Raw genomic sequence first — 25,414 nt, forward strand, 5'->3', positions numbered from 1 at the left:
GAATGCGCGCTTATACGGGGGTTGCGGGGGGAGTCAATGAAGGTGTGTCAAGATATTGCAGATCTTCGCGACAAATCGGAAATTTAACCGCACCACGGCCAAACAGACAGACGGACAGAACAAGCTTAATACAGCCGGCTGCCCTCATCTGCGCTGTGATCCTCTTGCACCTCATCAAGCGTCTGATCACGGTCAACAGTCGCAATCACCCATTCCGCCAGCGTTGGCGCGACTTTGCGCTCCGGCCATTTTTCCGGATACCAAAGACGCGAGCGGATAAATGCCTTTGAACAATGCATAAAGGCTTCTTCAACCTCTATCACAAGCGCGAGAAGCGGTTCTTTCCCATTGATCGCATGGCGCTTGCTGATCGCGCTGTCCCGCACGATACGCGCCTTGCCAGCGATGCGCAGGGTATCGCCATGGCCCGGCACAATGAACAACAGGGCAACATTGGGGTCAGCAATGATATTCTGAAACCCATCGACCCGGTGATTGCCCAGCCGGTCCGGGATGATCAGCGTCTTGTCATCAAGAACCTCTATAAAACCTGCTGGATCCCCCTTGGGTGAAACATCAATCAGCCCTTCGGTTGCTTTTGTTGCAATGATGACAAAAGGCGAAAGAGCAATGAACTGCTGCGCCACCTCATTCAGGCGATCAGTTACTTTGAGAAAAGTGTTAGTGAACCCTTCTGTCGGCAAAAGTTCCCTCAGGCGGTCAACGGTGCGGATTTCCTCATCAACTTGCAACATTCGGCTTCTCCCCAAGGGTTGGGCAGAAGCCTAGTCCACAGGCACAATTTCACAAAGGAAGAATCTTGCCAGCCCACTACGATCAACGATCCATTTCACAGTCCTGCACGTGAATCAGACATCCCGCGCCATCGCGGCGCATTCTTCCCGTTGCGGACAGGTCACCAGATGATCGTTGATCAAACCGCAGGCCTGCATCCATGCATAGACAATCGTGGGGCCGCAAAACTTGAACCCCTCTTTTTTCAGATCCTTCGAGATCTGCTCTGACAGGGGAGTCTTGGGCGGCACATCCGCCAGTGTGGCCCAGGCGTTTTGCAACGGCACACCGCCGACGTAATCCCACATGAACCGGTCAAATCCCACACGCTGTTCAACCTTTTGCCAGGCACGCGCATTGGTGATCGTCGCCTCGATCTTGCCACGGTGGCGAATGATGCCCTCGTTGCCCAGCAGGCGCTGCACTTCCACCTCACCCCAGCCTGCGATGACATCGGGATCAAACCCTTCAAAAGCGGCACGAAAATTATCACGCTTTTTCAGGATTGTGATCCAGCTCAGCCCCGCCTGAAACCCATCCAGGATCAGCTTTTCCCACAAGGCCCGACTGTCATACTCCGGCACACCCCATTCAGTGTCATGATAATCTTTGTAAATCTGCTCTGACCCGGCCCAACCGCAACGTTCCATTCTGTCCTCCGCTGCCCGGAAATCAGGGCTTGGTACAATTCATCCCAAATCGGCTCTTTAACATGGCCTTAGAACTTGGCCGCCATGTTCTGCCAATCACTGATGAAAGTAAATTGCCGTGGTCAGCCGTTTCAAACGCCGCCTTGCCGATATGCCTGCCGGGGCAGAGAACCCGCTGAACTATGCGGTGTCCCAACGTGACAAATCCACCATTGATATGGTGACAGAGGCGATTGCCCACAAACAGACATTGCTGGCTTATCAACCGGTCATGCGAGCCAGCAATCATAGCAAAGTCGCATTTTACGAGGGGTTGATCCGTGTGCTGGACGCCACCGGCCGCGTGATCCCTGCCGGTGATTTCATGCCCACCATTGAGGCCAGCGAGTTGGGACGCGAAATTGACGTGCTGGCGCTGCGTATGGGATTGCAGGCGCTTGGGGCCAATCCGGGCCTGCGGCTGTCGATCAACATGTCCGCGCGTTCTATCGGGTATGGCGGCTGGATCAAAATGCTGAACCGGCATCTGCGTCAGGACAAGACATTGGGCGAACGGCTGATCCTTGAGATCACCGAAAGTTCCGCCATGCTGGTGCCTGAGCTGGTCATTGATTTCATGGATGAATTGCAGCCCAAAGGGGTTTGTTTTGCGTTGGATGACTTTGGCGCTGGCTATACCGCGATCCGGTATTTCAGTGATTTCTATTTTGACATCGTCAAGATCGACGGTCAGTTCATCAAAGGCATCTCGCAGAATGCTGAAAACCGGGTCATTACCACCGCGCTTTTATCGATTGCCGAACATTTTGATATGCTTACCGTTGCAGAATATGTCGAGAATGCAGAGGATGCGGCGCTTTTGACTGAACTGGGATTTGATTGCTTGCAGGGGTATCATTTTGGGGCGCCGACCACCCGGCCCGCATGGCTGCAATCACGCCATAAACGCACGGGGTGATACGGACTTCACCCGCCAAGAAATACAAACCGGCCCCACTATAGGCTTAGTTGCCGCGACGTTTACCATGATGTATCACTTTTCCCAGAAGGTGGGGGAGTCGTTCTGAGCGAGAATTGCCCGGAATGTCACTTTTTCCTCTGCCATTGGAAGAGGAACGCTATTAATGACCAATGTCGTCATCGCATCTGCCGCACGCACCGCAGTGGGCAGCTTTGGAGGGGCCTTTGCCAATACCCCCGCCCATGATTTGGGGGCTGCCGTCCTGAAAGAACTCGTGGCCCGTGCCGGTGTGGATGCATCGGAAGTCTCCGAGACGATTTTGGGTCAGGTGTTGACCGCTGCTCAAGGTCAGAACCCTGCCCGTCAGGCGCATATCAACGCCGGTTTCCCACAGGAATCTTCGGCTTGGTCAATCAACCAGGTTTGCGGTTCCGGCCTGCGTGCCGTGGCCCTTGGCGCACAGCATATTCAACTTGGTGATGCATCCATTGTTGCCGCCGGTGGTCAGGAAAACATGACCATGTCCCCCCATGCCCAAGCCATGCGTGCCGGGCAAAAGATGGGTGACATGAAGCTGATCGACACCATGATCAAGGACGGTCTGTGGGATGCGTTCAACGGCTACCACATGGGTCAAACCGCTGAAAATGTTGCCGAAAAATGGCAGATCAGCCGCGAGCAACAAGACGAATTTGCCGTTGCTTCGCAAAACAAAGCCGAAGCTGCCCAGAAAGCGGGCAAGTTCGCGGATGAGATTGTGGCCTATACCGTGCCGGGCCGCCGCGGCGATACAATTGTAGACGCTGACGAATATATCCGTCACGGCGCAACCATGGATGCGATGCAAAAACTGCGCCCCGCGTTCACCAAAGACGGCTCTGTCACAGCGGCCAATGCCTCCGGCCTTAACGACGGTGCTGCCGGTGCCCTGCTGATGTCTGTGGAAGAAGCCGAAAAGCGCGGCATCGAACCGCTGGCGCGCATCGCATCTTATGCCACCGCCGGTCTGGACCCGTCGATCATGGGGGTTGGCCCGATCTATGCCTCGCGCAAAGCTTTGGAAAAAGCCGGTTGGAAAGCCGAGGATCTGGATCTGGTGGAAGCCAACGAAGCATTCGCAGCACAGGCCTGTGCGGTGAATAAGGACATGGGTTGGGATCCGGCAATCGTTAACGTCAACGGCGGTGCCATCGCCATTGGTCACCCCATCGGTGCATCCGGTGCGCGCATCCTGAACACCCTTTTGTTCGAGATGAAACGACGCGATGCGAAAAAAGGTCTCGCTACTTTGTGCATTGGTGGCGGCATGGGTGTTGCCATGTGCCTTGAGCGCCCTTAAGAAGATTGGGCGCGCAAGATAATTGCGCGCCGACTCTTAGAATCGCAACAAACGTACTCACCGGAGGAAATCTATGTCCCGCGTCGCACTTGTTACCGGAGGCAGCCGAGGCATCGGTGCCGCCATTTCCAAAGAACTTAAAGAAGCAGGTTATTCCGTTGCGGCGACCTATGCCGGCAATGATGAGGCTGCTGCGGCCTTCACCGAAGAGACAGGCATCAAGACCTACAAATGGAATGTGGCGGATTATGACAGCTCCAAAGCCGGTATCGAACAGGTCGAGGCGGATCTTGGGCCTGTGGAAATCGTCGTGGCCAACGCGGGTATCACCCGTGACGCGCCGTTCCATAAAATGACGCCAGAGCAATGGCATCAGGTCATCGACACCAACCTGACCGGCGTGTTCAACACCGTACATCCCATCTGGCCCGGCATGCGTGAACGCAAGTTTGGCCGTATTGTCGTGATCTCTTCGATCAATGGTCAGAAAGGGCAGTTTGCGCAAGTGAACTATGCCGCAACCAAAGCAGGTGATCTGGGGATCGTGAAATCACTGGCTCAGGAAGGCGCGCGCGCCAATATCACCGCCAATGCCATCTGTCCGGGGTATATCGGGACGGATATGGTGATGGCCGTGCCTGAAAAAGTCCGCGAGAGCATCATCGCGCAGATCCCAGCCGGACGTTTGGGTGAGCCCGAAGAAATCGCCCGTGCGGTTAAGTTCCTTGTGGCCGACGACGCCGGTTTCATCAACGGATCGACAATTTCGGCCAACGGTGCGCAGTTCTTTGTCTGATTGGGCGACAGTTTGACACAAAAAAGGGCGGCTCATTCACGAGCCGCCCTTTCTTTATCCCGTAAGACGTTCTGCAGCACGTCAGCGGGAAGACCGGAAAAGCCACGCCCATACGGATGATATCGCCTCACCACGTGCGGCATGGGCTTTTTGCATGGCACTGCGGGCAGCGGGGTTTGTGGTTGCTTCAATCATTGCTAGGCTCCTTTGGCGGGGCAATCAGTATTTCTGAATTGCACTCAATATGATCCTTGATCCACGTGCTGACAAACGAGACTTTCCAACGCCTCAGTTAAGATGTACTTAAGTGAATATGCCGACGTCACTCCCCCCTCTCACCGCTCTACGCGCCTTCGATGCCGCCGCGCGTCATATGTCATTCGCCCAAGCGGCGGCGGAGCTGAACGTCACCCCCGCCGCGCTTTCGTTTCAAATCAAATCCCTTGAAGAGCATCTGGGTGCCCCCCTGTTCAGGCGCCTGAACCGCGCTGTTGAGTTAACCGATGCCGGGCGCGCCATGGCCCCGGATGCCAAAGCCGCCTTTGAAACCCTGACGAATGGATGGCGTGCCGCGCAGCGCACGCAGGATCACCAATCGCTGACCGTTACCGCCGGCCCCGCCTTTACCGCCAAATGGCTCGCCCCGCGCCTGTTTGAATTTGCTCAGGAGCATCCTGAAATCGAACTGCGCTTTTCCGCCTCGCTTCGACTGATGGATTTTGCCCGTGACGATATCGACGTGGCAATACGCTTTGGGTTTGGGGTCGACACGACACTATTTAACGTCCCGCTGGCCGAAGAATGGGTAACGCCGGTCATGGTGCCGGAACTGGCCGCCAAATATCCAACCCCTGAAGATTTGACCAAGGCGGTTCTGATCGTCGATGAATCGATTGATTTTCTTGATCTGCCCGCAGGATGGGCCGCTTGGTCGACGGCGATGGGTATGGAAGCTCTCATTCCCAATGGGCCGCGGTTTTCGCAGGCGGACCATGCCTTGGACGCTGCGCTTGCAGGAATCGGCGTGGCCATGGGCCGGCGTGCGTTGGTGATCAAGGATCTGGCTGAAGGGCGGCTGGTTGCGCCCTATGGTACCGCCTTGGGAACAGGCGCAAGATTCCGGTTTTTATGTCAGAAAGGGGCAGAAACGCGCCCCCAGATTGCAGCATTTCTAAACTGGATCCTACGCGAGATTGACAAGACCGCTGCCGTCGCCGATGCAATGACACTTTTGGAAAGAACGGCCTTAGAATGACACGCAAACGCGCAACTTCAATCGGGTTCATCGCGGTGCTGCTATGGGCGCTTCTGGCATTGTTTACGGTTGGGTCGGCCCCGGTACCGCCATTGTTACTCAACACGCTCTGTTTTGCGATGGGCGGAACGTTCGGTTTGATATGGGCGGCAAGCACCGGTGCCTTGCCAGCTTTGCGCACTGTCCCCCTGAAAGTCTATGCCTTTGGGACAATTGGGCTTTTCGGTTACCACGCGCTATATTTTTCGGCATTGCGATTGGCCCCCGCCGCCGAGGCCGGTTTAATCGCCTATCTTTGGCCGCTGTTAATCGTGCTTTTCTCCGGCCTGCTGCCCGGGGAACGGTTGAAGGCCGGACATGTGATCGGGGCCATCATCGGTTTTTCAGGCGCGGCGCTGATCATCACGGGCGGGGGTGGCGGGTTTTCCACGCAATATCTCATCGGATATGGGCTGGCCTTGCTCTGCGCCCTGACCTGGTCCGGCTATTCTGTGCTGTCTCGTTTGGTCGGTAGTGCACCAACGGCGACTGTTGCCGTCTTTTGCCTGGCAACGGCGGCGCTGTCACTCCCGCTGCATCTGGTGTTTGAGGAAACTGTCTGGCCCGTCACATCACTTGCTTGGGCCTCCGTGATCGGGCTGGGCCTTGGCCCTGTGGGGCTGGCATTTTTTGTGTGGGATATTGGCGTTAAACAAGGGGACATTCAGTTGCTGGGCACCAGCTCTTATGCGGCACCTCTGCTGTCGACACTTGTCCTTGTTGTTTTCGGGGTGGCCGCCCCAAGCCAGACATTGCTATGGGCGGCCTTGTTGATCACGGGAGGGGCGTTTATCGCCGCCCGTGCGAGTTTCAAAACCTAGGTTAGCTCGATAACCGGGTGATTTCCTCTTTCAGACGCAGTTTTTCTTTTTTCATCGTCGCAACTTGCAGATCATCACTACCCGGTGCGCGCTGCGCAGATTCAACTGCTTCGCTCATCTCGTGATGTTTCCGCTTGAGGGTCTCCAGACGTGCGTCAAAAGCCATATAGTCCTCCTTGATGAATGTTGAGCCTTGAGTGAATCACAGAATCGCGGCCCTGTCACGCCGCCATGCAGCATAACCGCAAGTTGGGTAAACAATCGCTTAACACCGGTCAGAAAATCAGCGGTTTCCCGTCGCGCAGGACCGATTTCACCATAGCTGAATAGCTTTCCCCGTCTTTGACGTGACGCTGCCCCTCATGCAGAACAAGCGGTGCAAGCAGCTTGAACGCCCCGCGCCCGTTTTTACGCGCCCGCAGGATAAACCGATCCGGTGCGCGCCCTGCCCGCGCAGCAAGTGGCAATACATGAACACTGCCCATTTCATGAGGCAACGCCGCAAGGACATCCGGCAGGCGTTCTGTCAGATGGATAAAATGCGCATATCCCTTTGGGGCCAGTCGCTTCGCAGCGGTTTTAACCCATTTTGCCAAAGGTGTTTCAGCGCCATGTGCCGCCTCCCGTGCGGGATCATCCGAGGCGACAGAGGCCCGCCGGTCAAAGTAAGGAGGATTCGCAAGAACATGGTCAAATTGTCGCTGACGTAACGAAAGCGGCAGCGCGGCCAGATCAGCCTCTACCACCTCAAGCGAATCCGCGCCATTGCGGCGGGCCAGCGCGGCAAAACGCGGATCCCGCTCAACCCCGGTCAGGGCAAGCCCTTGAACGCGGGTCCCCAGACAGAGGATCGCCGCCCCGACGCCGCACCCCAATTCCAGCACCCGCTGTCCTTTTTCCGCTTGAACACAAGCACTTAACAAAACCGCATCAAGGCCCGCGCGATACCCCTGCCGGGGTTGAAGCAGATGAAGCTGCCCACCCAGAAAGGCGTCACATGTCAGATCGGCATCTTCGTCTTTGCGCATCTGCTCGTCTACAATCCGAGGGGGATGCCGTTGTCCAGCAACACACGTTCAGCCGCACCGTGATTGTCAGGATGCACCATCAACCGGCGCGGGAAAATACCGATGCCACCTTCAAGGACGCTCATGTTTACGTCCATCGCGAAGCAGGCTATATCCTCCCCCTCAAGAAGGGCTTGGGCAAAGGCGATTACCGTCATGTCTGTTGTGCGTAAAAGTTCCTTCATATCAAAGGTGTGGGCCAGTTCGGCCAGATTGTCGAGCCTCTTTGCGGGGCGGTAAATGGGATCGTCTTGATGAACGTTGATACAATTGCAAAACCACACGAACGGCTGGCCGCATATCTGACCAAAGACATGGCCGCGGTCAGCACGCTTATCCGCGAACGGATGGCTTCAAAACACGCACCGCGCATCCCCGAGGTTACTGCCCATTTGGTAGAGGCAGGCGGCAAGCGTCTGCGCCCGATGCTGACGCTGGCGGCGGCACGGATGTGTGGCTATGACGGCCCCTATCACGTGCATCTGGCGGCCACGGTTGAGTTTATTCACACGGCAACCCTGTTGCATGATGATGTGGTCGATGAAAGCGAACAGCGGCGTGGGCGTCCCACGGCAAACCTGTTGTGGGACAATCAATCCTCCGTGCTGGTGGGCGATTACCTGTTTGCACGCTCCTTTCAGTTGATGACCGAACCCGGTTCCATGCAGGTGATGCAGATCCTGTCAAACGCCGCCGCCACCATCGCCGAGGGTGAGGTTCTGCAACTGACCGCGGCACGCAATTTGGCCACAGATGAAAGCGTTTATCTGCAAGTGGTGCGCGGCAAGACCGCAGCGCTGTTTTCTGCGGCGACACAGGTTGGCGGCGTGATTGCCGATGCGCCGGACGCACAGGTGCAGGCGCTGTATGACTATGGCGATGCTTTGGGTGTGGCCTTTCAGATCGTGGATGATCTGCTGGATTATCAGGGTGACACCGGCGCGACAGGCAAGAACATTGGGGACGACTTCCGCGAGCGCAAGCTGACCCTGCCGGTGATCAAAGCTGTTGCCAAAGCTGATGATACGGAACGCGCGTTTTGGGTACGCACCATTGAAAAGGGCCGTCAGGAAAACGGTGACCTGGAACATGCGCTGGCCTTACTGAACAAACACGCTGCCCTAGGCGCAACCAAGGCGGATGCGCTGGCATGGGCCGAGAAAGCCAAGGAAGCTCTTGCCGTTCTGCCGGATCACGACGTTAAAAACATGCTGTCAGACATTGCGGATTACGTAGTCAGCCGGATCAGCTAGCATCCCCAAGCACGCAGGGTTTCACCCACCATTCGGGATGTGACGCTGCGATTTTCCGTGCGGCAGCGTCAGCTTGCCCTTGGGTTTCAAAAAGCCCGAAGCAGGTCGAGCCAGAGCCAGACATCCGAGCCAGCCCCAGCCCGTCACATGCCGCCAGCGCCGTTAATGCCTCAGAGACTTCCGGCACCAACGCCGCGCAGGTCGCTTGCAGGTCGTTGCGCATTCCGCGCAGCCATGTGATCATCTGTGTGTGACTTTGAAACTTTGGTAAGCCTTCCGGCATTGCCAAATTGTCTTTCTTTTCCAGATGCTTGAAAATATGCGGCGTTGCAACGCCAACACTAGGCCAGATCAGAACGGCCCAGCATTGCGGCAGATCATCCGCCACCTCCAAATGATCCCCGATGCCGCGCATCCGCGTTGCTGCCCGTCTGAGGCAAACCGGCACATCCGCGCCCAAGGTCGCAGCCTGTGCCACACCTCCCAAGGCATTCAGGGTTGCGGCGGCATCCGTCGATCCGCCGCCGATCCCGGCGCCGTGCGGCAGGTTCTTTTCCAAGGTGATCCGCCCCGTCCAATCGGCCAGCTCTACCGCTTGCCAGACCAGATTGCGCTGATCCACCGGCACCCCCTGCGCAAAGGGGCCAGACACATCCATCGAAAGTTCCGGCCCCGCCTCGAACCACAACCGGTCGCCAACATCCGCAAAAACCACAAGCGAATCAAGCAGGTGGTAGCCGTCTGCCCGTTGGCCAGTGACATGAAGCGTCAGGTTGATCTTGGCCGGAGCAAAGACCTCAGAGGTCATTGGCCACCTTCAACGGGGGCGCACCTTCCTCTGACAGCACCTTGTCCAGCCCCACATCCAACTTGCGCCGGATACGGTCGGGATCGGCCTCGCCGTCCGTATCCCCTTCATCAATAAAGGAAAGCGCACGACTCCACTGAAACTCTGCCTCGCGTTGACGACCCACCGCCCAATAAACATCGCCAAGGTGATCATTCACCACCGGATCCACCGCCAGCAGCTCCACCGCGCGCTCCATATGCGCCACCGCCTCGTTATAGCGACCCATCCGGTACAGCACCCACCCGAGTGAATCGACAATATAGCCGGATTGCGGGCTGGCCGCGACGGCGCGCTCGATCATCTCCAAGGCTTCTTCCAGATTGCGGTTCTGCTCAACCATGGAATAGCCCAGATAGTTCAACACCTGCGGTTGCTCTGGATTGATAGCCAAAGCCGCGCGAAAATTGGCTTCTGATTCCGCTTCGTCGCCACGGCGTTCATAGGCAATCCCACGTGAGTAATACAAAATCCAACGCACCCGCGCAGTTTCCGAAGTACGTTCAATGGCCCGGTCATAGGCAGCAATGGCTCCGGTAAAGTCATCCTGCCCGCGCAGCACATCGCCCAAGGTGGAATGCACCACGGCAAGGTCACCATGGCTGCGGGCCAGCTGTTCCAGCACCTCAACCGCCTGATCATCCTTGCCAGCACGACGCAAGGTATCCGCGCGACCCAGCTCTGCCACATGAAATGCCGGATCATCGGCGGGCACGGCCTTATATTCCTCGACCGCCAGATCATTCTGACCAAGGTTTTCCAACAACCCCGCTGTCAGCAACAGGGCATCCACATGATCGGGACGCAGGAAACGTGCCACGCGGGAATAGAGCAGCACGTAATAATCCCCTGCTGTTTCACTTTTCAGCACGGCGGCGAAGGTAAAAAACACCTCTGCAATGCCGGATTTGGCATCACGCACAAGGGTGAAGGGCAGTGGCTCCTTCGCCTCAAGCGCGGCGATCATCTGATCCAGCTCAGGGTCCGTTGCCTCGCCAAAACTGCTGCGCAGGACGGTCAGGGCCTCCTCGTGACGCTCCAGCTGCGCCAGCACAACCGCATGGGCCATCACCCCGCGCCGGGTCTGGCCCGCAGCACCGGCTGCTGCCTCCCCGAAAATTGCCTCGGCCCCTTCAAAATCTCCCACGGATGCCAGAGCCAAGGCCTTGTGATACATCACAAACCCCTGCATGCCTGCTTCTTTACTCAAGGCGTCAAAGGCCACCATGGCAGCGGTCACGTCCCCCTTGCCCACCTGCGCCCATGCCTTGACCAAACCATCCACCCAGGGACCAATCCCCTCGCTGTCGGACTCGCGCGCCAAAAGTGCCGTGTATTCCTCGCGCTGAGCCAAATCCGCAGTGATCACCATCCGCGCAACTTGTGAGTTCTGATTTTTCTGTTCCAGCACACGGGCCAAAGGCACAGCCTTTTCAATGCGCCCCAGCGACAAATATGACAGGACCGTGCTTTCGATCAGCTCCACATTTGAACTGTCACGCGCCAGCGCCTCGGCGTAGTAACGGGCCGCCTCGCGGTAATCCGATTGCACCGCAGCATGACGCCCCGCCAAATACGCACCTGCAACAGATTGGGCCTGCGCCTGTGGGATGAACGCGCCACTTAACAGCAGGGCCGCTGCGCCGGTAAGGACATTTCTGAACATATCTCGACTGCCTCTTTTCATTTGCGAGCAAGGCTATCAGGTCTACCTGCAAGCGCAATGGCAGGCCACGCAACATGACAGGTCTGTGAGGCGGATTTATTCGCAAAAAAGGCGGGGACTGCCCCGCCTTCTGATAATGGTTCTGTCGTTGGTTGAACGGATCACATATTTGGATAGTTCGGCCCATCACCACCCTGTGGCGTGGTCCAGACGATGTTCTGGCTTGGATCCTTGATATCACATGTCTTGCAATGCACACAGTTCTGGAAGTTGATCTGGAACTTCTGATCCGCGCCTTCGCCAACAAACTCATAGACCCCGGCAGGACAATAGCGCGCAGAGGGGCCGGCGAACTTTGGCAGATTGACGTCAACCGGAACAGAGGCGTCTTTCAACGTCAGATGCGCAGGCTGGCTTTCCTCGTGGTTGGTAAATGAAAACGCCACATTGGTCAGACGGTCAAAGCTGAGTTTCCCGTCAGGCTTGGGGTAGTCAATAACCTTGTGCTGGGACGCGGGTTCTGTCGATTCCGCGTCGGATTTGCCATGCTTCAGGGTGCCCAGCAAAGAGAAGCCAAAGGTGTTGCACCACATGTCAAAGCCGCCAATCGCCAGCCCCCCCAACAGCCCGTAGCGGCCATTCAGTGGCGCAACGTTGCGCACTTTTTTCAGGTCTTTACCAACCGCACCGCTGCGCAATTCAGTATCATAACCTTCCAGCACATCCCCACTGCGGTCAGCCTTGATCGCGTCCATCGCCGCCTCAGCTGCAGCGATGCCGGACAACATCGCGTTGTGATTGCCCTTGATCCGCGGCAGGTTCACCAACCCGGCGGAACAGCCCAGCAAAGCACCCCCTGGAAAGGCGGACTTCGGAATGGATTGAATGCCGCCTTTGGTCACCGCCCGCGCACCATAAGCGACGCGTTTACCGCCCTCTAGCAGCTTGGAGACCATCGGATGATGTTTGAAACGCTGGAACTCCATGTAGGGATAGAGATGCGGGTTCTTGTAATTCAGATCGACGATCATGCCGACGTAAACTTGATTGTTATCAAGGTGATAGATGAACGTCCCACCGGTGTTCTTGGTGCCCAGCGGCCAGCCCATCGTGTGGGTAACTTCACCTTCGTTATGCTTGGCCGGATCGATTTCCCAAATCTCTTTCATACCAAGACCAAACTTCGGCACGTCACAATCGGCATCAAGGTTGTACTTTGCAATCACCTGTTTACTCAGGCTGCCGCGCACCCCCTCGGAAAGGAAAACATATTTCCCGTGCAGTTCCATCCCCGGCTCATAGCCGTCACCCTGGCTGCCATCCGCATTCTTGCCAAACTCACCGGCAACCACACCTTTGACTTCGCCATTTTCGCCATAGACGATTTCGGAACATGACATGCCGGGAAAAATCTCGACGCCCAGCTCTTCGGCCTGCTCCGCCATCCAGCGACAGACATTGCCCATCGACACGATGTAATTGCCGTGGTTGTTCATCAGCGGCGGCATGATAAAATTAGGCAGGCGCATTTTGCCCGCTTCGCCAAGTGCATAGAAGTTATCTTCTTTTACCGGCACATTCAGCGGCGCGCCTTTCGCCTTCCACTCGGGGATCAGCTTGTCCAGGCCGCAGGGATCAAGCACAGCACCGGACAGGATATGCGCGCCCACTTCGGAACCTTTTTCAAGCACAACAACGTTGCAATCTGCATCAAGCTGTTTGAGCCGGATCGCCGCAGACAGGCCCGCAGGCCCCGCACCGACGATGACGACATCATATTCCATTGCTTCACGCTCGATCTCGGCCATGGCTAGGGTTCCTCTACGCTAATAAGTTTGGAAATCGCTAAACCACGTCGGGCATCAATGCAATCAATACGGCACGTAAAATCGCTGCTGTTGCAAAGCAGGACTGGCGCATGAGGCCGATCGCCTCCTACCGCTCTGGCGAATCTCCCATCAGATAGCGCGGCCCGGTGCCATTCTGTGCCGCCCGGTCCTTTGGATTGTAAAGGGCGCAGACGTCCAGGCTTAGACACCCACACCCGATGCACCCGTCCAAATTGTCGCGCAGCTTGGTCAAGGTGGCGATCCGCGTATCAAGTTCGGCCCTGAACCCATGGCTGATCCTGACCCAGTCACTTTTGGTCGGAGCGCAGCCATGCGGCAGTTGCTCCAGCTGTTCCTTGATCTGGGGCAAGGTAAATCCGAACTGCTGGGCAATCATAACAAAGCTCAGACGCCGCAGGTCCGCCCGTTCAAACCGCCTTTGCCCACCACTGTTGCGCCAAGGGCTGATCAAGCCCTGAGCCTCGTAATAGCGGATCGCCGACACCGCCAGCCCCGTGCGCGCCGCAAGCGCCCCGATCGACAGCCCATCCTTAACTACCATAATACCTCACAAAAAACTTCTTGACCTAAAGTTAGGTTTAGAAATTACAACGGATATATCGCAACCGCAACATTTTAAGGAGAAGGCCATGAACGCCGTTCTGGAACACGCCAATTTCACAGTCACAGACCCACAGGCAACCGCAGGCTGGATGGAACAGCTTTTTGGCTGGCACATTCGCTGGCAAGGGGACGCCATGGCGGGCGGCCATACTGTCCATGTCGGCAGCGACACACAATACATTGCCCTTTACACCCCCGGCGAAGACATATTTGTGAAGGGAATAAACTATACCCAGGTCGGCTGTCTGAACCATATCGCGGTGGTTGTTGAAGACCTTGATGCAATGGAGAAAGCGGTCATCGCACAGGGTTTCAAGACCAGTAACCACGCCGATTATGAACCCGGCCGCCGGTTCTACTTCCACGATACAGACGGCATCGAGTTTGAAGTTGTGCAATACTGACACCGGCCCAAGCCCGCGCATCGCTGCGATGGGCCTTGCAATTCCACACCACTTTGGGTCAGGTAATCAACGACCTGACCTTTTAACGGCCGCTCACCCGCAAACCTGCGGTGCGCGGCCCTCTGTACGTGGACAACCGCCATGGAAAAGATTCCAATGACCCGCGCCGGGCACACCGCCCTTGAGACGGAACTGAAACAGCTGAAAACTGTCGAGCGCCCCGCCATCATCAAGGCGATTGCCGAAGCACGCGAACATGGCGACCTGTCCGAAAATGCCGAATACCATTCCGCCAAGGAAAAGCAGTCATTTATCGAAGGCCGCGTGAAGGAATTGGAAGGGGCAATTTCACTGGCTGATGTGATTGATCCGGCCAAACTGTCCGGTTCCATCAAGTTCGGCGCGCTTGTCACACTGGTGGATGAGGACACAGACGAGGAAAAAACCTATCAGATTGTTGGTGAATACGAAGCCAAGATCGAGGACGGGTTGCTCAACATCAAATCCCCCATCGCCCGTGCCCTGATCGGCAAGGAAGAGGGTGACAGCGTCGAGGTACGCACGCCCGGCGGTGTCAAATCTTATGAGGTGCTCAAGATCGTCTATGCCTGAACTGGAGCGCGCAGATGACTGACACAGCCCAAGCAGAGCCGGCAGCAACCGGAGACGAACCCGCGCAAACCGCTACCGTCAAGGTGACGGGGATTTCCGGGCGGCCTACGGCTTTGGGCATCTATGACAAGCCACGCCATGATTCGATCACCTCGATCGAAATCATCGCTCTGGCACTCAGCGGTGTGTGGTTGCTGGGGGCCGCCTTCTTTTTCCTGATTCTGCGCGAGGAAGGCACGTCGGAAGATGGCGCACAAAGCCTGCGCTTTCTGATGACAATGCTGGCGATCTTTATGCCGGTTGCCATGATCTGGGTCGCCGCCACAGCCGCCAAAGCCAGCCGCGTCATGCGCGAAGAAAGTCAGCGTTTACAAGCGTCTATCGATGCAATTCGTCAGGCCTACATCACCCAGCAACAGGGCCAGAACATGCGTGCGGAACCAAGCGTCACCCGCAAGCTTGATGAAATCGCAGCGGCCGCGCGCAAGACGGAAACCGCATTGGCAACGTTTCAGTCACGCCGCGATGAGGCCGGTCGGCCCAAGCCCCTGCCCGAACCGGTCAAAAGCGCTGACGATCAACCGGCTTTGGAACTGGGGACACAGGCCATCGACATGGCCCCCCTGCTGTCGAATGATGATTTCATTCGCGCCCTCAACTTTCCCGAAACTGCCGAGGATGAAGCCGGTTTTGCCTCCCTGCGCCGGGCACTGAAGGACCGGGCAACATCACAGCTGGTGCAGGCTTCTCAGGATGTGCTGACGCTGATGAGTCAGGACGGTATTTACATGGATGACCTGCGTCCCGACCGGGCCCGCCCCGAGGTCTGGCGCCACTTCGCACAAGGCACGCGCGGCCGCGCCATTGCACCTTTGGGTGGTATCCGCGACCGTTCGTCACTGGCGCTTAGCAACGCGCGGATGAAACAAGACCCGATCTTTCGCGATGCCGCGCACCATTTCCTGCGACGTTTCGATCAGACTTTTGCGGTGTTTGAGAAAAACGCCACGGACAGCGAGATTTCAGCGCTTTCTGACACCCGCACCGCCCGCGCATTTATGTTGCTGGGACGCTGTGCCGGCACCTTTGATTAGGTGCCAATCCCAAAACTACCGTAGGGAATGTAGCGCACCGGATCGCCAATATTGATCGTAGTGGCAGGCTCGGGCAGTTCCACCAATCCTTCGGCCCAGGACAGCCCACTGATCCGCCCCGATCCCTCCGATGCAAAGACTTCGGCACGACCATCGCGGATACGCGCCCGCAGATATTCGCGCCGCCCTGCCTTTTTCGCCTTGGTGAACCCCGCAGGTACATCAAATCCCTGTGGTACAGACCACAGAGCGCCGGCCAGGACATCCATTGCGGGGCGCGCGAAGATCAAAGTGCAAACCATTGCAGCCACAGGGTTTCCCGGCAAGCCGAAGACCGGTACGCCATTCCACATACCCAAGGCCAAGGGCCTGCCCGGTTTAATCGCAATCCGCCACAATGTCATTGCCCCCGCCTTTTGCAGGAGCGCCGACATGTGATCCTCATCCCCCGCAGAGGCACCACCGCTGGTCAGGATCACATCAACCTTATCACTTGCCGCATCTAGCCGTTTGCGTAGATCCTCGCGATCATCCGCGGCGCGCCCAAGGTCGACACAGGTATGTCCAAACGCCGTCACCAGCCCCATCAGCATCGGCCGGTTGGCATCGTAAATCTGCCCCGCTTTGGCAGTTTCACCCGCCTCAACCAGCTCATCACCGGTGGACAGAATGCCCACGCGCAAGGGCTTGCGAACCGCAATTTCGCGCATCCCGACTGCCGCCATCAGTGCAAGATCCGCAGGTGTAACCCGCCGACCTGCTTCAAGAATTTCCTGACCGGTCACCACGTCTTCACCCGCTTTTCGGGTATTGGCCCCTGCTTTGACAGGGCCGGAAAAGCGGATTGTCCCATCGCCAAGCTGCACATCTTCTTGCAACACGACGGTATCAACCCCCAAGGGCAGTGCCGCCCCTGTGAGAACCCGCACGGCATGCCCCTCTGCCAGATCTCTGGGCGCATCCCCCGCCGCGGCACGTCCCTGTGCCAGTGGCAGAACATGTACACCTGCGCCGCGCGCACCGGCAAACCCATACCCATCAACAGCCGTATTCGGCAAAGGCGGATTTGATCTAAGCGCCGAAACCGGGGCCGCCAGAACACGCCCCAATGCCTGCGGCACCGTCAGGGTTTCAACCCCTGTCACAGGGGACAACCTGTCCTGAAGCACAGCCAGTGCCTCCTCCACAGGGGTCCAATGCACGCCCGGTGGCAAGGCAAAACAATCATTTCGAAGCGGCGGCGTGTTCAGCTCATCCTCAAAGCCAAGGCCGAATATCCACCCTTCCACGGGCGCATCAACCGCCAGTATTTCAGCCAGACGCTCAGGCGCTAGCGCTGCAATTTGTCGTGCAACCTCTGCCACTTGCCACGCATCCTTGATCTCGCCTTCTGGGGCCGCCCCAACGGTCAGTGAGGGCCAGATTTCAACAAATGCAATGGCAGCATCAAGCGGCTGAAATGGCCAAACAGCAACGTCAAACTGCCGCCGCAACCGCGCCAATACAGGCAGGCCCGTCATCATCTGACCACCAACGGCCCCGGTGCCCCCCATTTGCCAGCAGGTAAACGCGCCTTTAGCCAGGTTTTCACAGTGCCGTTTCTCATTAAACGGGTTGGCATAGTCTTTTTTGTTGCGGGCAAGGCCAGACACGTCGCGCCCTAGGCCATTGAACCAAAACGGCCCTTTTCCTGAACCCAACTTCAGGTTCAGAGATCCTGCCAGATCAAATCGGTTATTTTCCTTTGGCGTATCGGTGATCCGCTGTTCCAGCCAATCCCAGACCGCCAATGGATCATCTGATCCGGTAAATGCCGCGCCAAAGCCAGCCGGATAGCCGAATGGAAAGTCAAACCCCGCCAAGACCCGTCGCCCTGCGGTCTGCTCTGCCTGAAACAGGGCAGTAAGCCATTCCTCCGCCACTTGCCGGTTACGCAGATAGACGGGGCTTTCCGCCAATCCCTTTCTATTTACAGCCGCCCAAATGGCGTCTTTTCGTGGTGTCGCGCCAGTGTCGTTGCCACCGGACCAATCCACCGCAACAATTGTGTCAAAGCCTAACACAGCCCCACCTCTGCCAGAATGAAATCAGCAATTTGCACCGTGTTGTTCAAGTCAAACACTGGAATAGACAGATCCAGCGGCGTGTCGCTGGCCACAGCCCGGATTGTGGAATCCTTTGGTGCAATCAAGGGGTTTCCGGTGACGCTGCGATGCGCCTCAACCTTGGGGTGGGCATCGCGTTTATAGCCTTCAACCAACAACAGATCGACCGCGCTAAGCCGCGTCAAAAGCTCTGTCAAACTCGGTTCTTCTTCATCGCGCAGCTCATGCATCAGGGCAAAGCGATTGCGCGAGGCCAGCAGCACTTCAGTGGCTCCAGCCGCGCGATGGCGAAAACTGTCCTTGCCGGGGTGATCAACGTCAAAGGAATGATGCGCATGTTTGACGGTCGAGACGGAAAACCCCCGACCGGTGATTTCTGTCACAAGACGCTCCATCAAGCCGGTTTTGCCCGCGTTTTTCCATCCGACAATCCCGTAAAGCCTCATAACATCTCCTCTGCCTTTGCCAGATCATCCGGTGTGTTCACATTGAAAAACGCTTGCTCCTGCGGGAACACTGCCTCGCGCCCTTCGTGTTTTTCGGTCCACAACACCACTTTGCGCAGACCATCGTTCAATGCCGCACGCAGATCCTCGCGCAGCGCCACAGGCCATAAGCCAAAGGTCGGATGGCGGGCGGTGCCGCGTTTCTCATCAGGGGTGGCGGCCAGCACCAAAGGATGCACCATCCCTTCACCATGCAGCAAAAGCTGTGGCACCAGATCACAGGGAAAAAACGGCGTATCCGCCGCCGCCGTTACAATGCTCTCTGCCCCCTGCTCTGCTGCCCAGTCCAGACCAGCCAGCACACCGGCCAATGGTCCGGCAAACCCGGCAACGGAATCGGCCAGAACCGGCAGCCCCAATGTCGCGAACCGCGCCGGATCCCCATTGGCATTCAGCGCCAACTCCGACACCTGCGGCGCAAGCCGGTTGATCACATGATCCAACAGGCTTTGCCCGCCAAGGCGCAGCAACCCCTTGTCGCCCCCGCCCATACGGGTTGCCTGCCCGCCAGCCAAAATAACGCCAAGGGGCTGTTTCATACCGCCCCCTTGCGGCCGGACCGCTTTGGTTCATCCACGATCAACGCAGGATCCGCATCCCGGATCAACCGATCCTCGCCACTTAGACAGACAAAGCGCTTACCTTTCATCCGGCCAATTAATGTCAACCCCACCTGCTGCGCAATCTCAACACCCCAGGCGGTAAAGCCAGAGCGCGAGGCCAGCACAGGAATTCCCATCATCGCCGTCTTGATCACCATCTCAGAAGTCAGACGCCCGGTGGTATAGAGGATCTTGTCCGCTGCGCTCACACCTTCGGACAGCATCCAGCCGGCGATTTTATCAACCGCATTGTGCCGCCCGACATCTTCCATATAAACCAAAGGCTTGTCAGATTCGCACAGCACCGTGCCATGGATCGCACCCGCCTCAAGATACAGCGATGGCGTGCGGTTGATCTTGGCCGACAGGGCATAAAGCCACGAACTGCGCACTGGCATTTGTGGTAGGTTCACACCTTCCAGCCCCTCCATCATATCACCAAAAACCGTGCCGACCGCGCAGCCCGACGTACGTGTTTTACGCCGCATCTTATCTTCATAATCAGTGGCGCGCCCCGTCCGCACCACCACGGTTTCCAGTTCTTCATCGTAATCGACGCGGGTAATTTCATCATCCGCACGCAACATCCCCTGATTGCGCAGAAACCCCAGCGCGAGGTATTCGGGATAGTCGCCAATCGTCATTGCAGTTACGATTTCCTGCGCATTCAGAAAGATCGTCAACGGGCGTTCCTCAACCACATTCAGGGTCGTTTCCCGCCCCTCATGGTCCATACCGCGCACCGCACGGGTCAGGCGCACCGCCTTTGGATCAGGTGCGATCAAATAATCGGTGACATCAGGGTCTTGGGCCAATTGTATCCCTCACTGGTTGGCGTTACGCATGGCGTTAACCTAGGGGCTTCGCATGACCACCACCACCGTGAAAACAGCCTTTTTAAAAGGTCTCGCTGACGGCGCACCATTTATTCTGGTGATCATTCCTTTTGCATCCTTGTTTGGCCTGATCGCAACCGAGGCCGGGCTAAGCGTTTTGGAATCATTGGTGTTTTCGCTTGTCGTCATCGCCGGGGCCGCACAGTTTACCGCCCTGCAATTGCTGCAAGAAGAAGCACCGACAGTGATCGTGCTGACATCTGCCTTGGCCGTGAATCTACGGATGGCGATGTACTCGGCTTCCCTCACCCCTTACATCGGGTCGGCCCCCCTCTGGCAGCGGGCCTTTGCCGCCTATCTGACGGTTGATCAATCTTATGTGGTCGCCATTTCCGAGTTCGAAAAAAACCCACAGATGACGGTGCCCCAGCGGGTTGCCTATTTCTTTGGCGCGGTCACGCCGGTGGCACCGTTATGGTACATATTTACCGTTGTCGGGGCTCTGGTCGGCACTCAGGTGCCGGACAGCTGGGCGCTCGATTTTGCGATTCCCATCACTTTTCTAGCGATGATTGCCCCGATGTTTCGCACATTACCCCATGTTCTGGCCGCTTTTGTTGCGGTGGTGGTCAGCTTGTTGGCCTCTGGTGTGCCCTACTCCATGGGGGTGATCATTGGCGGGCTTGCTGGCATGCTGGCCGGTGCCGCGCTTGAGAAACGTCTTGCACAGAAAGGGGCCGGTAATGATTGATAAAACCACTTTGTGGATTGTGATCATCGGCCTGGGCGTGGGCAGTTTCCTGCTGCGCTTTGCCTTTACCGGTTTTGTCGGCGATCGTCAGATGCCCGCATGGTTGCTACGGCATCTGCGGTATACCGCAGTGGCTGTACTGCCCGCACTTGTCGCCCCGCAGGTGCTATGGCCCTCGGCAACGGGGGGAGAACCTGATCCCGCGCGCCTTGCCGCCGCGGCGGCGGCACTGGCTGTGGGGTTGATCACCAAAAACGTTTTGGGGGCCATGATGGCGGGTGGTGTCACCCTTTACGGCATGTTGTATCTACTGGGTTGAGCCCGCAGCGCGCACTGCACCAGACAAATCGTCCGGGTCGTCCTCGAACAATTTGGTCGTGGTCACATTCGGAAAATTCTCGAACTGGGCCATCAACTGGATCGGATAAAACGTGCTTTTCACCTTCGGCAGCCCATCGATCTGGGCAAGAATGGCAGAAGTTGCACTGGCACAAAATGCACCGGGGACACTGCCATTGGACTTAACCAGACGCAACGCCTGCTCCGCCTGTGCCGCAGTCACCGGAATCTCCTGAGAAACCACATGATAGGTTGATCGGGCATGCGCGGATTTATAGGCCTTCACCCATCCCGGCGTCATCCCATAAAGCACATCACCACGTTCAACCACGCCGTTCTCACGAAACGATCCAGCCGGATCAAAGATCACCTGCTCTGAGCCGCTGACCAACAAGGAACTATGCCCGCCGCTTCCAGTTCGATTGTTCACCATAGTGATCAGGGTCAGCGTCGGCGGCCCGCCGGCGCGATAGGATGCGGCAGTAATCTCTTCAAAGGAGCTGTCACCACCGACATTCGCGGCACATCCCGAAAGCAGGGCAACAAGTGCCAGACTGGCAAACACAGGTTTCACAGTAAAATTCCCTGTTTTGATACGACGGGAAACCAATCCATAGGCACCCCGCGCGCGACAAATCGCGCCGTCAACTCTTTACACGCTACGCCGATAAGGTGCCGCGCCGCCGAAACGGCGGCCCGCACAACCAAAGCGCAGATTCGAACCGGGAATCTTATGTCGCGAAGATCGCCATCAGGACCAGCAACACAATGATTGCGATAACGCTCTTGGTGACAAAGGACATGAATCCATCAAACATCTTCTGCTGTTCGCTGTAATCCATTGAGCCATGTTCATGTTCGGCCATCAGTTTGTTCCTTAAGATACTTGTTTTGCCGGTGGTTACCTTATTTCAAGGTCCCTGTCACGCGGTCAAAACACCTCAATTGTTTCTGCTTCAGCTGACCTTGTCCTGCGACTTTTCCAGATCCTCAACCAGCCGGAAACCAATGCGATTCGGGGCGTCACCCTCTTTCGCCTTGGGCAAGGCCCGCAACATCACGCTAAGCTGGCTGACATGCTGCACCAATTGGGTCCGCCCGCCAGCAGGATCAGTGCCGTAAAATGTCACGATATCAGGATCAAAATACCCCATCCCTTCAATACGCAGCACGCCTGCGTCGCCACCGACAAACCCCATGGCAACCTCATGTTCATTGTCCAGCTGCTCTTCAAAGTTCTTTAGATAGAGCACCGTGCGCTCATAGGCCCATTGTGCCGGGCTCTTTTTCGCAACGGGTTCTTCCTTGACCGATTTGGGCAAGTTCTCTGCGCTGGCTTTGCGTTGATCAGGATCTGCATGTACCTCGTGGCAGCGTGGCAAAGCGTCACTTTCCACCGCTTCTGCCGCTGTTTTGATCTGGTCATCCATCGCGCATTACCCTTTGCTTTGATACACCCACGCCCCATCTTCCGCGCGCAATTCGCGCGTGGCAAGGCCGCTTTGATAAAGGTGGCTCAAATGCGCAACCGCTTCAACCAAGGCGAGGCCGTATTCCGCCTCACCTATCTTTCTTTTGAACAAAGGTGAAAAACACTGTGATGCGGATTTCGGCGTGTCGATATATGCAAGTAGCCGTTCCAGCGCCCCATGGTGGTTCTCGATCAACTGTTCCATCCGCTTGGGCAGGCCGGTGAACGGCAGTTTATGCCCGCCCAGCACCAGATGATCCGCCCGCGCCAGCGGGGCCAGCCGCTCACAAGCCTCCAGCCACTCACCAATCGGATCCGCCATCGGCTCCGTTGGATAGACCCCGACATTGGGGCTGATCGAGGACAGGATCTGATCCCCCGCGATCACCAGATTGTCGTCCCTGCTCCAGAATGTTGCATGTTCGGGCGCGTGGCCGTTGCCCATGTGGACGTCCCACATGCGCCCGCCAATCTGGATGCAGTCATCCTGTTTGATCCGGGTGAAGCCCAGTGGCAAAGGGCTAACGATATCGCAGAAGTTAAAGGGCCGGTCCGCACGGCGTTTTTCCAGCATCACAGGGTCCATCCCCGAAAGCTTGTAAAACGCCAAAGTTTCTTCCGGCGACACCGCTTGTTCGTCCAGCGTCAGCATCCGCGCAGTCAGCCATGCGGTACGGGTGGTGACCAGTTCGGCCCCATGCTGCGTCTGAAACCAACCGGCAAGCCCGATGTGATCAGGATGGTGGTGTGTCACCACAACACGGCTGACCGGCTTGCCACCCAACGGACCGGCCAGCGCTTCGGTCCAGATCTCCTTGGATTTCTTTGAGGCGAACCCAGTGTCGATGATTGTCCAGCTATCGCCTTCATCAAAAGCATAGATGTTGACGTGATCCAGCTTCATCGGCAGCGGCATGCGCAGCCATAAGACACCAGGCGCAACTTCGATCGCTTCCGTGCCATGGGCCGGTGGCGTGTCAAAGGGATACCGCAGACCTGCCGGTGCAACATCCGCCATCAGGAGGCCAGTGCGTCAGTTGTCACTGCAAACAAATCCGCCTCACCCGCCTGCGCATGGGTCAGCAAACCGGCATGTTCCGGCAGCATCCGCAGGATATAGAACCGGGCAAGCTTTTCACGCGGTCCGCCTTTATCGGCCATCGCGGCCTTGAGGTGCAGCTGTGCGCCCAACACCCGTGCAAAGGCCCGCAAATAGGGCACAGCCCCGGCGAAACGGTTGTTCATATTGTCCTGCGCCACCAGCCACTCGGTTGCCTCGCGCATGCTTTCACATGCCTGCCAGCAGGCATCCGCCATATTGGGGAAATCGGGCCGCGCCCTTTCGATGTCTTCTTCCATCTCGTCCAGCAGCAGCCCCGCAGCCTCGCCACCGTCCATCATCTTGCGGGCAACAAGGTCCATCGCCTGAATGCCATTGGTGCCTTCATAAATTGTGGTCACCCGTACATCGCGGCTGAATTGCGCGGCGGCGGTTTCCTCGATCACGCCCATGCCACCATGCACCTGCACCCCCAGATCCGCCACAGCGCAGCCGGTATCAGTGCCAAAGGCTTTGGCGATGGGTGTCAGCAATGCCGCCCGTGCCCGCCACGCAGCATCACCAGTGGCATTGGCCATATCCAGCGCATAGGCGCAGTTCAGCGCAATGGAGCGGGCGGCAAAGATATCCGCCTTCATCACCGCCAGCATCCGGCGTACATCCGCGTGATCCGCGATACTGCCCTTGCCATCTGCCCCCGCGCGCCCCTGCTTGCGGTCAAGTGCATAGGACAGCGCATGTTGATAGGCGGCTTCGGCCACACCGATGCCCTGTCCACCGACACCCAGACGCGCGTTGTTCATCATCGTAAACATCGCCGCCATGCCACCCTGTTCCGGTCCAACCAGCCAGCCGGTGGCATTGTCATATTGCATCACCGCAGTGGGGGAGCCATGCAGGCCCAGCTTGTGCTCAAGGCTGACCACGCTGACACCGTTGCGCTTGCCCAATGTGCCATCGTCATTTGGAATAAACTTCGGCACCAGAAACAGGCTGATCCCTTTGGTCCCCTCGGGCGCGCCTGGCAAGCGGGCCAGGACCAGATGGCAGACGTTTTCAGCAACGTCATGATCACCCCAGCTGATGAAAATCTTTTGCCCTGACACCGCATAGGTGCCGTCCCCATTGTCCACCGCTTTCGACTTCAACGCGCCCACATCCGATCCGGCCTGCGGTTCCGTCAGGTTCATTGTGCCGGTCCATTCGCCGGAAATCAGCTTGGGCAGATACAGTTCCTTGATCGCATCGGAACCATGGTGTTCCAGCGCCTCGATCTGGCCCTGCGACATCAACGGGGCCAGTTGCAGCGAAATACACGCGCCGCTCATCATCTCGTTCACCGCCGAGGTCAGGATCATCGGCAGCCCCATGCCGCCGTGCTCTGGATCCGCTGCCATGCCGATCCAGCCACCTTCCGCGATGGCCTTGAACCCTTCGACAAAACCGGGGGAGGTGCGCACAACACCGTTCTCTAGCTGCGCAGGGTGCAGATCGCCATTGCGTTGCAGCGGGGCCAGCACCTCGTCACAAAGCTTGCCTGCCTCTTCCAGAATTGCCACCGTTACATCTGCAGTTGCTTCTTCGAATCGCGTGGTCTGGCGCAGGGCATCCACATCCAGCAGGTTGTCGATCATAAAGCGATAGTCTGTTACAGCGGCGCGGTATGGCATAGGAAGGTCTCCTGAAAATATC

General features: G+C 57.3%; 29 protein-coding genes. 11 read left to right on the forward strand and 18 right to left on the reverse strand.

From position 1 onward, the window contains the following. Positions 1-125 precede the first annotated feature (125 nt). Together QQL78_RS12365 and QQL78_RS12370 are read right to left on the reverse strand one after the other, a co-directional pair. On the reverse strand, positions 126-755 hold the full coding sequence (locus tag QQL78_RS12365) for an MSMEG_1061 family FMN-dependent PPOX-type flavoprotein (protein WP_284373848.1): 630 nt from the start codon (positions 753-755) through the stop codon (positions 126-128). A 114-nt stretch (positions 756-869) separates the two neighbouring features. Beyond that, positions 870-1,445, reverse strand: coding sequence for a DNA-3-methyladenine glycosylase I (locus QQL78_RS12370; RefSeq protein ID WP_284373850.1), 576 nt, complete (start codon positions 1,443-1,445; stop codon positions 870-872). Positions 1,446-1,596: 151 nt separating this feature from the next. Here QQL78_RS12370 and QQL78_RS12375 point away from each other — a divergent pair, with 151 nt between their 5' ends. From QQL78_RS12375 to yddG, 5 genes are all read left to right on the forward strand, one after another. Further along, on the forward strand, positions 1,597-2,403 hold the full coding sequence (locus QQL78_RS12375; protein WP_284375580.1) for an EAL domain-containing protein: 807 nt from the start codon (positions 1,597-1,599) through the stop codon (positions 2,401-2,403). Positions 2,404-2,569: 166 nt separating this feature from the next. After that, positions 2,570-3,745 carry an acetyl-CoA C-acetyltransferase gene (locus QQL78_RS12380; protein ID WP_284373852.1) on the forward strand — a complete coding sequence of 392 codons (1,176 nt, stop codon included), beginning with the start codon at positions 2,570-2,572 and terminating at the stop codon, positions 3,743-3,745. A 73-nt stretch (positions 3,746-3,818) separates the two neighbouring features. Beyond that, positions 3,819-4,541, forward strand: coding sequence for an acetoacetyl-CoA reductase (phbB, locus tag QQL78_RS12385; RefSeq protein ID WP_284373854.1), 723 nt, complete (start codon positions 3,819-3,821; stop codon positions 4,539-4,541). Positions 4,542-4,854: 313 nt separating this feature from the next. After that, positions 4,855-5,796, forward strand: coding sequence for a transcriptional regulator GcvA (gcvA, locus tag QQL78_RS12390; RefSeq protein ID WP_284375582.1), 942 nt, complete (start codon positions 4,855-4,857; stop codon positions 5,794-5,796). After that, on the forward strand, positions 5,793-6,656 hold the full coding sequence (gene yddG / locus QQL78_RS12395; protein ID WP_284373856.1) for an aromatic amino acid exporter YddG: 864 nt from the start codon (positions 5,793-5,795) through the stop codon (positions 6,654-6,656). The genes gcvA and yddG overlap by 4 nt, the downstream gene beginning before the upstream one ends. 1 nt (position 6,657) lies before the next feature. Here the strand turns inward: yddG and QQL78_RS12400 are convergent, their stop codons facing one another. The 3 genes from QQL78_RS12400 to QQL78_RS12410 form a co-directional block, all read right to left on the reverse strand. Next, entirely contained in the window at positions 6,658-6,822 is a 165-nt protein-coding gene (locus QQL78_RS12400) for a YdcH family protein (protein ID WP_284373857.1), read from the reverse strand. Between the two features lie 109 nt (positions 6,823-6,931). Further along, positions 6,932-7,684, reverse strand: coding sequence for a tRNA1(Val) (adenine(37)-N6)-methyltransferase (locus tag QQL78_RS12405; RefSeq protein WP_284373859.1), 753 nt, complete (start codon positions 7,682-7,684; stop codon positions 6,932-6,934). Positions 7,685-7,692: 8 nt separating this feature from the next. Next, positions 7,693-7,908 (reverse strand): putative signal transducing protein, encoded by a 216-nt coding sequence (locus tag QQL78_RS12410; protein ID WP_284373861.1) that lies wholly within the window; start codon positions 7,906-7,908, stop codon positions 7,693-7,695. Positions 7,909-7,977: 69 nt separating this feature from the next. Between QQL78_RS12410 and QQL78_RS12415 the strand changes: the two genes are divergently transcribed. After that, positions 7,978-8,976 carry a polyprenyl synthetase family protein gene (locus QQL78_RS12415; RefSeq protein ID WP_284373863.1) on the forward strand — a complete coding sequence of 333 codons (999 nt, stop codon included), beginning with the start codon at positions 7,978-7,980 and terminating at the stop codon, positions 8,974-8,976. Here QQL78_RS12415 and QQL78_RS12420 read toward each other — a convergent pair. From QQL78_RS12420 to soxR, 4 genes are all read right to left on the reverse strand, one after another. Then, positions 8,969-9,784 (reverse strand): 4-(cytidine 5'-diphospho)-2-C-methyl-D-erythritol kinase, encoded by an 816-nt coding sequence (locus tag QQL78_RS12420; protein WP_284373865.1) that lies wholly within the window; start codon positions 9,782-9,784, stop codon positions 8,969-8,971. The genes QQL78_RS12415 and QQL78_RS12420 overlap by 8 nt on opposite strands. Next, the gene (locus QQL78_RS12425; RefSeq protein ID WP_284373867.1) at positions 9,774-11,489 is read right to left on the reverse strand and encodes a tetratricopeptide repeat protein; all 1,716 of its coding nucleotides are present in this window, start codon (positions 11,487-11,489) and stop codon (positions 9,774-9,776) included. Before QQL78_RS12425 ends, QQL78_RS12420 begins: the two co-directional genes overlap by 11 nt. A 161-nt stretch (positions 11,490-11,650) precedes the next feature. After that, positions 11,651-13,297 (reverse strand): electron transfer flavoprotein-ubiquinone oxidoreductase, encoded by a 1,647-nt coding sequence (locus QQL78_RS12430; RefSeq protein WP_284373869.1) that lies wholly within the window; start codon positions 13,295-13,297, stop codon positions 11,651-11,653. A gap of 127 nt (positions 13,298-13,424) precedes the next feature. Continuing rightward, entirely contained in the window at positions 13,425-13,880 is a 456-nt protein-coding gene (gene soxR / locus QQL78_RS12435; RefSeq protein ID WP_284373872.1) for a redox-sensitive transcriptional activator SoxR, read from the reverse strand. 88 nt (positions 13,881-13,968) lie between these two features. Between soxR and QQL78_RS12440 the strand changes: the two genes are divergently transcribed. From QQL78_RS12440 to QQL78_RS12450, 3 genes are all read left to right on the forward strand, one after another. Further along, positions 13,969-14,346 (forward strand): VOC family protein, encoded by a 378-nt coding sequence (locus QQL78_RS12440; protein WP_284373873.1) that lies wholly within the window; start codon positions 13,969-13,971, stop codon positions 14,344-14,346. A 141-nt stretch (positions 14,347-14,487) separates the two neighbouring features. Continuing rightward, positions 14,488-14,958 carry a transcription elongation factor GreA gene (gene greA / locus QQL78_RS12445; RefSeq protein ID WP_284373875.1) on the forward strand — a complete coding sequence of 157 codons (471 nt, stop codon included), beginning with the start codon at positions 14,488-14,490 and terminating at the stop codon, positions 14,956-14,958. A gap of 14 nt (positions 14,959-14,972) precedes the next feature. Next, positions 14,973-16,052 (forward strand): hypothetical protein, encoded by a 1,080-nt coding sequence (locus tag QQL78_RS12450; RefSeq protein ID WP_284373877.1) that lies wholly within the window; start codon positions 14,973-14,975, stop codon positions 16,050-16,052. Here the strand turns inward: QQL78_RS12450 and QQL78_RS12455 are convergent. Genes QQL78_RS12455 through fdhD form a run of 4 tightly spaced genes read right to left on the reverse strand, consistent with a single transcriptional unit; the run spans position 16,049 to position 20,086 of the window. Continuing rightward, a complete protein-coding gene (locus QQL78_RS12455; protein WP_284373879.1) occupies positions 16,049-18,115 on the reverse strand; it encodes a molybdenum cofactor synthesis domain-containing protein in 2,067 nt (688 codons plus the stop codon). The two genes, QQL78_RS12450 and QQL78_RS12455, sit on opposite strands and share 4 nt — an antisense overlap. Then, a complete protein-coding gene (gene mobB / locus QQL78_RS12460) occupies positions 18,109-18,603 on the reverse strand; it encodes a molybdopterin-guanine dinucleotide biosynthesis protein B (protein WP_284373881.1) in 495 nt (164 codons plus the stop codon). The genes QQL78_RS12455 and mobB overlap by 7 nt, the downstream gene beginning before the upstream one ends. Then, positions 18,600-19,202 (reverse strand): molybdenum cofactor guanylyltransferase MobA, encoded by a 603-nt coding sequence (gene mobA / locus QQL78_RS12465; protein ID WP_284373883.1) that lies wholly within the window; start codon positions 19,200-19,202, stop codon positions 18,600-18,602. The genes mobB and mobA overlap by 4 nt, the downstream gene beginning before the upstream one ends. Beyond that, the gene (gene fdhD / locus QQL78_RS12470; protein WP_284375584.1) at positions 19,199-20,086 is read right to left on the reverse strand and encodes a formate dehydrogenase accessory sulfurtransferase FdhD; all 888 of its coding nucleotides are present in this window, start codon (positions 20,084-20,086) and stop codon (positions 19,199-19,201) included. The genes mobA and fdhD overlap by 4 nt, the downstream gene beginning before the upstream one ends. Before the next feature lie 46 nt (positions 20,087-20,132). Here fdhD and QQL78_RS12475 point away from each other — a divergent pair, with 46 nt between their 5' ends. Further along, positions 20,133-20,852, forward strand: coding sequence for an AzlC family ABC transporter permease (locus tag QQL78_RS12475; RefSeq protein WP_284373885.1), 720 nt, complete (start codon positions 20,133-20,135; stop codon positions 20,850-20,852). Next, entirely contained in the window at positions 20,845-21,171 is a 327-nt protein-coding gene (locus QQL78_RS12480; protein WP_284373887.1) for an AzlD domain-containing protein, read from the forward strand. The genes QQL78_RS12475 and QQL78_RS12480 overlap by 8 nt, the downstream gene beginning before the upstream one ends. Here the strand turns inward: QQL78_RS12480 and QQL78_RS12485 are convergent. The 5 genes from QQL78_RS12485 to QQL78_RS12505 all read right to left on the reverse strand — a co-directional run bounded on the left by QQL78_RS12485 (position 21,160) and on the right by QQL78_RS12505 (position 25,392). Beyond that, positions 21,160-21,765, reverse strand: coding sequence for a hypothetical protein (locus QQL78_RS12485; protein ID WP_284373889.1), 606 nt, complete (start codon positions 21,763-21,765; stop codon positions 21,160-21,162). The two genes, QQL78_RS12480 and QQL78_RS12485, sit on opposite strands and share 12 nt — an antisense overlap. Positions 21,766-21,922: 157 nt before the next feature. Then, positions 21,923-22,057, reverse strand: a complete 135-nt coding sequence (locus QQL78_RS12490) for an aa3-type cytochrome c oxidase subunit IV (RefSeq protein ID WP_284373891.1) — start codon at positions 22,055-22,057, stop codon at positions 21,923-21,925. A 90-nt stretch (positions 22,058-22,147) separates the two neighbouring features. Beyond that, the gene (locus QQL78_RS12495; RefSeq protein ID WP_284373893.1) at positions 22,148-22,621 is read right to left on the reverse strand and encodes a DUF6173 family protein; all 474 of its coding nucleotides are present in this window, start codon (positions 22,619-22,621) and stop codon (positions 22,148-22,150) included. 6 nt (positions 22,622-22,627) lie between these two features. Further along, a complete protein-coding gene (locus QQL78_RS12500; RefSeq protein ID WP_284373895.1) occupies positions 22,628-23,680 on the reverse strand; it encodes an MBL fold metallo-hydrolase in 1,053 nt (350 codons plus the stop codon). Continuing rightward, a complete protein-coding gene (locus tag QQL78_RS12505; protein ID WP_284373897.1) occupies positions 23,680-25,392 on the reverse strand; it encodes an acyl-CoA dehydrogenase in 1,713 nt (570 codons plus the stop codon). Before QQL78_RS12505 ends, QQL78_RS12500 begins: the two co-directional genes overlap by 1 nt. Positions 25,393-25,414 lie beyond the last annotated feature (22 nt).

Source organism: Sulfitobacter pacificus (assembly GCF_030159975.1).
GTDB lineage: Bacteria > Pseudomonadota > Alphaproteobacteria > Rhodobacterales > Rhodobacteraceae > Sulfitobacter > Sulfitobacter pacificus.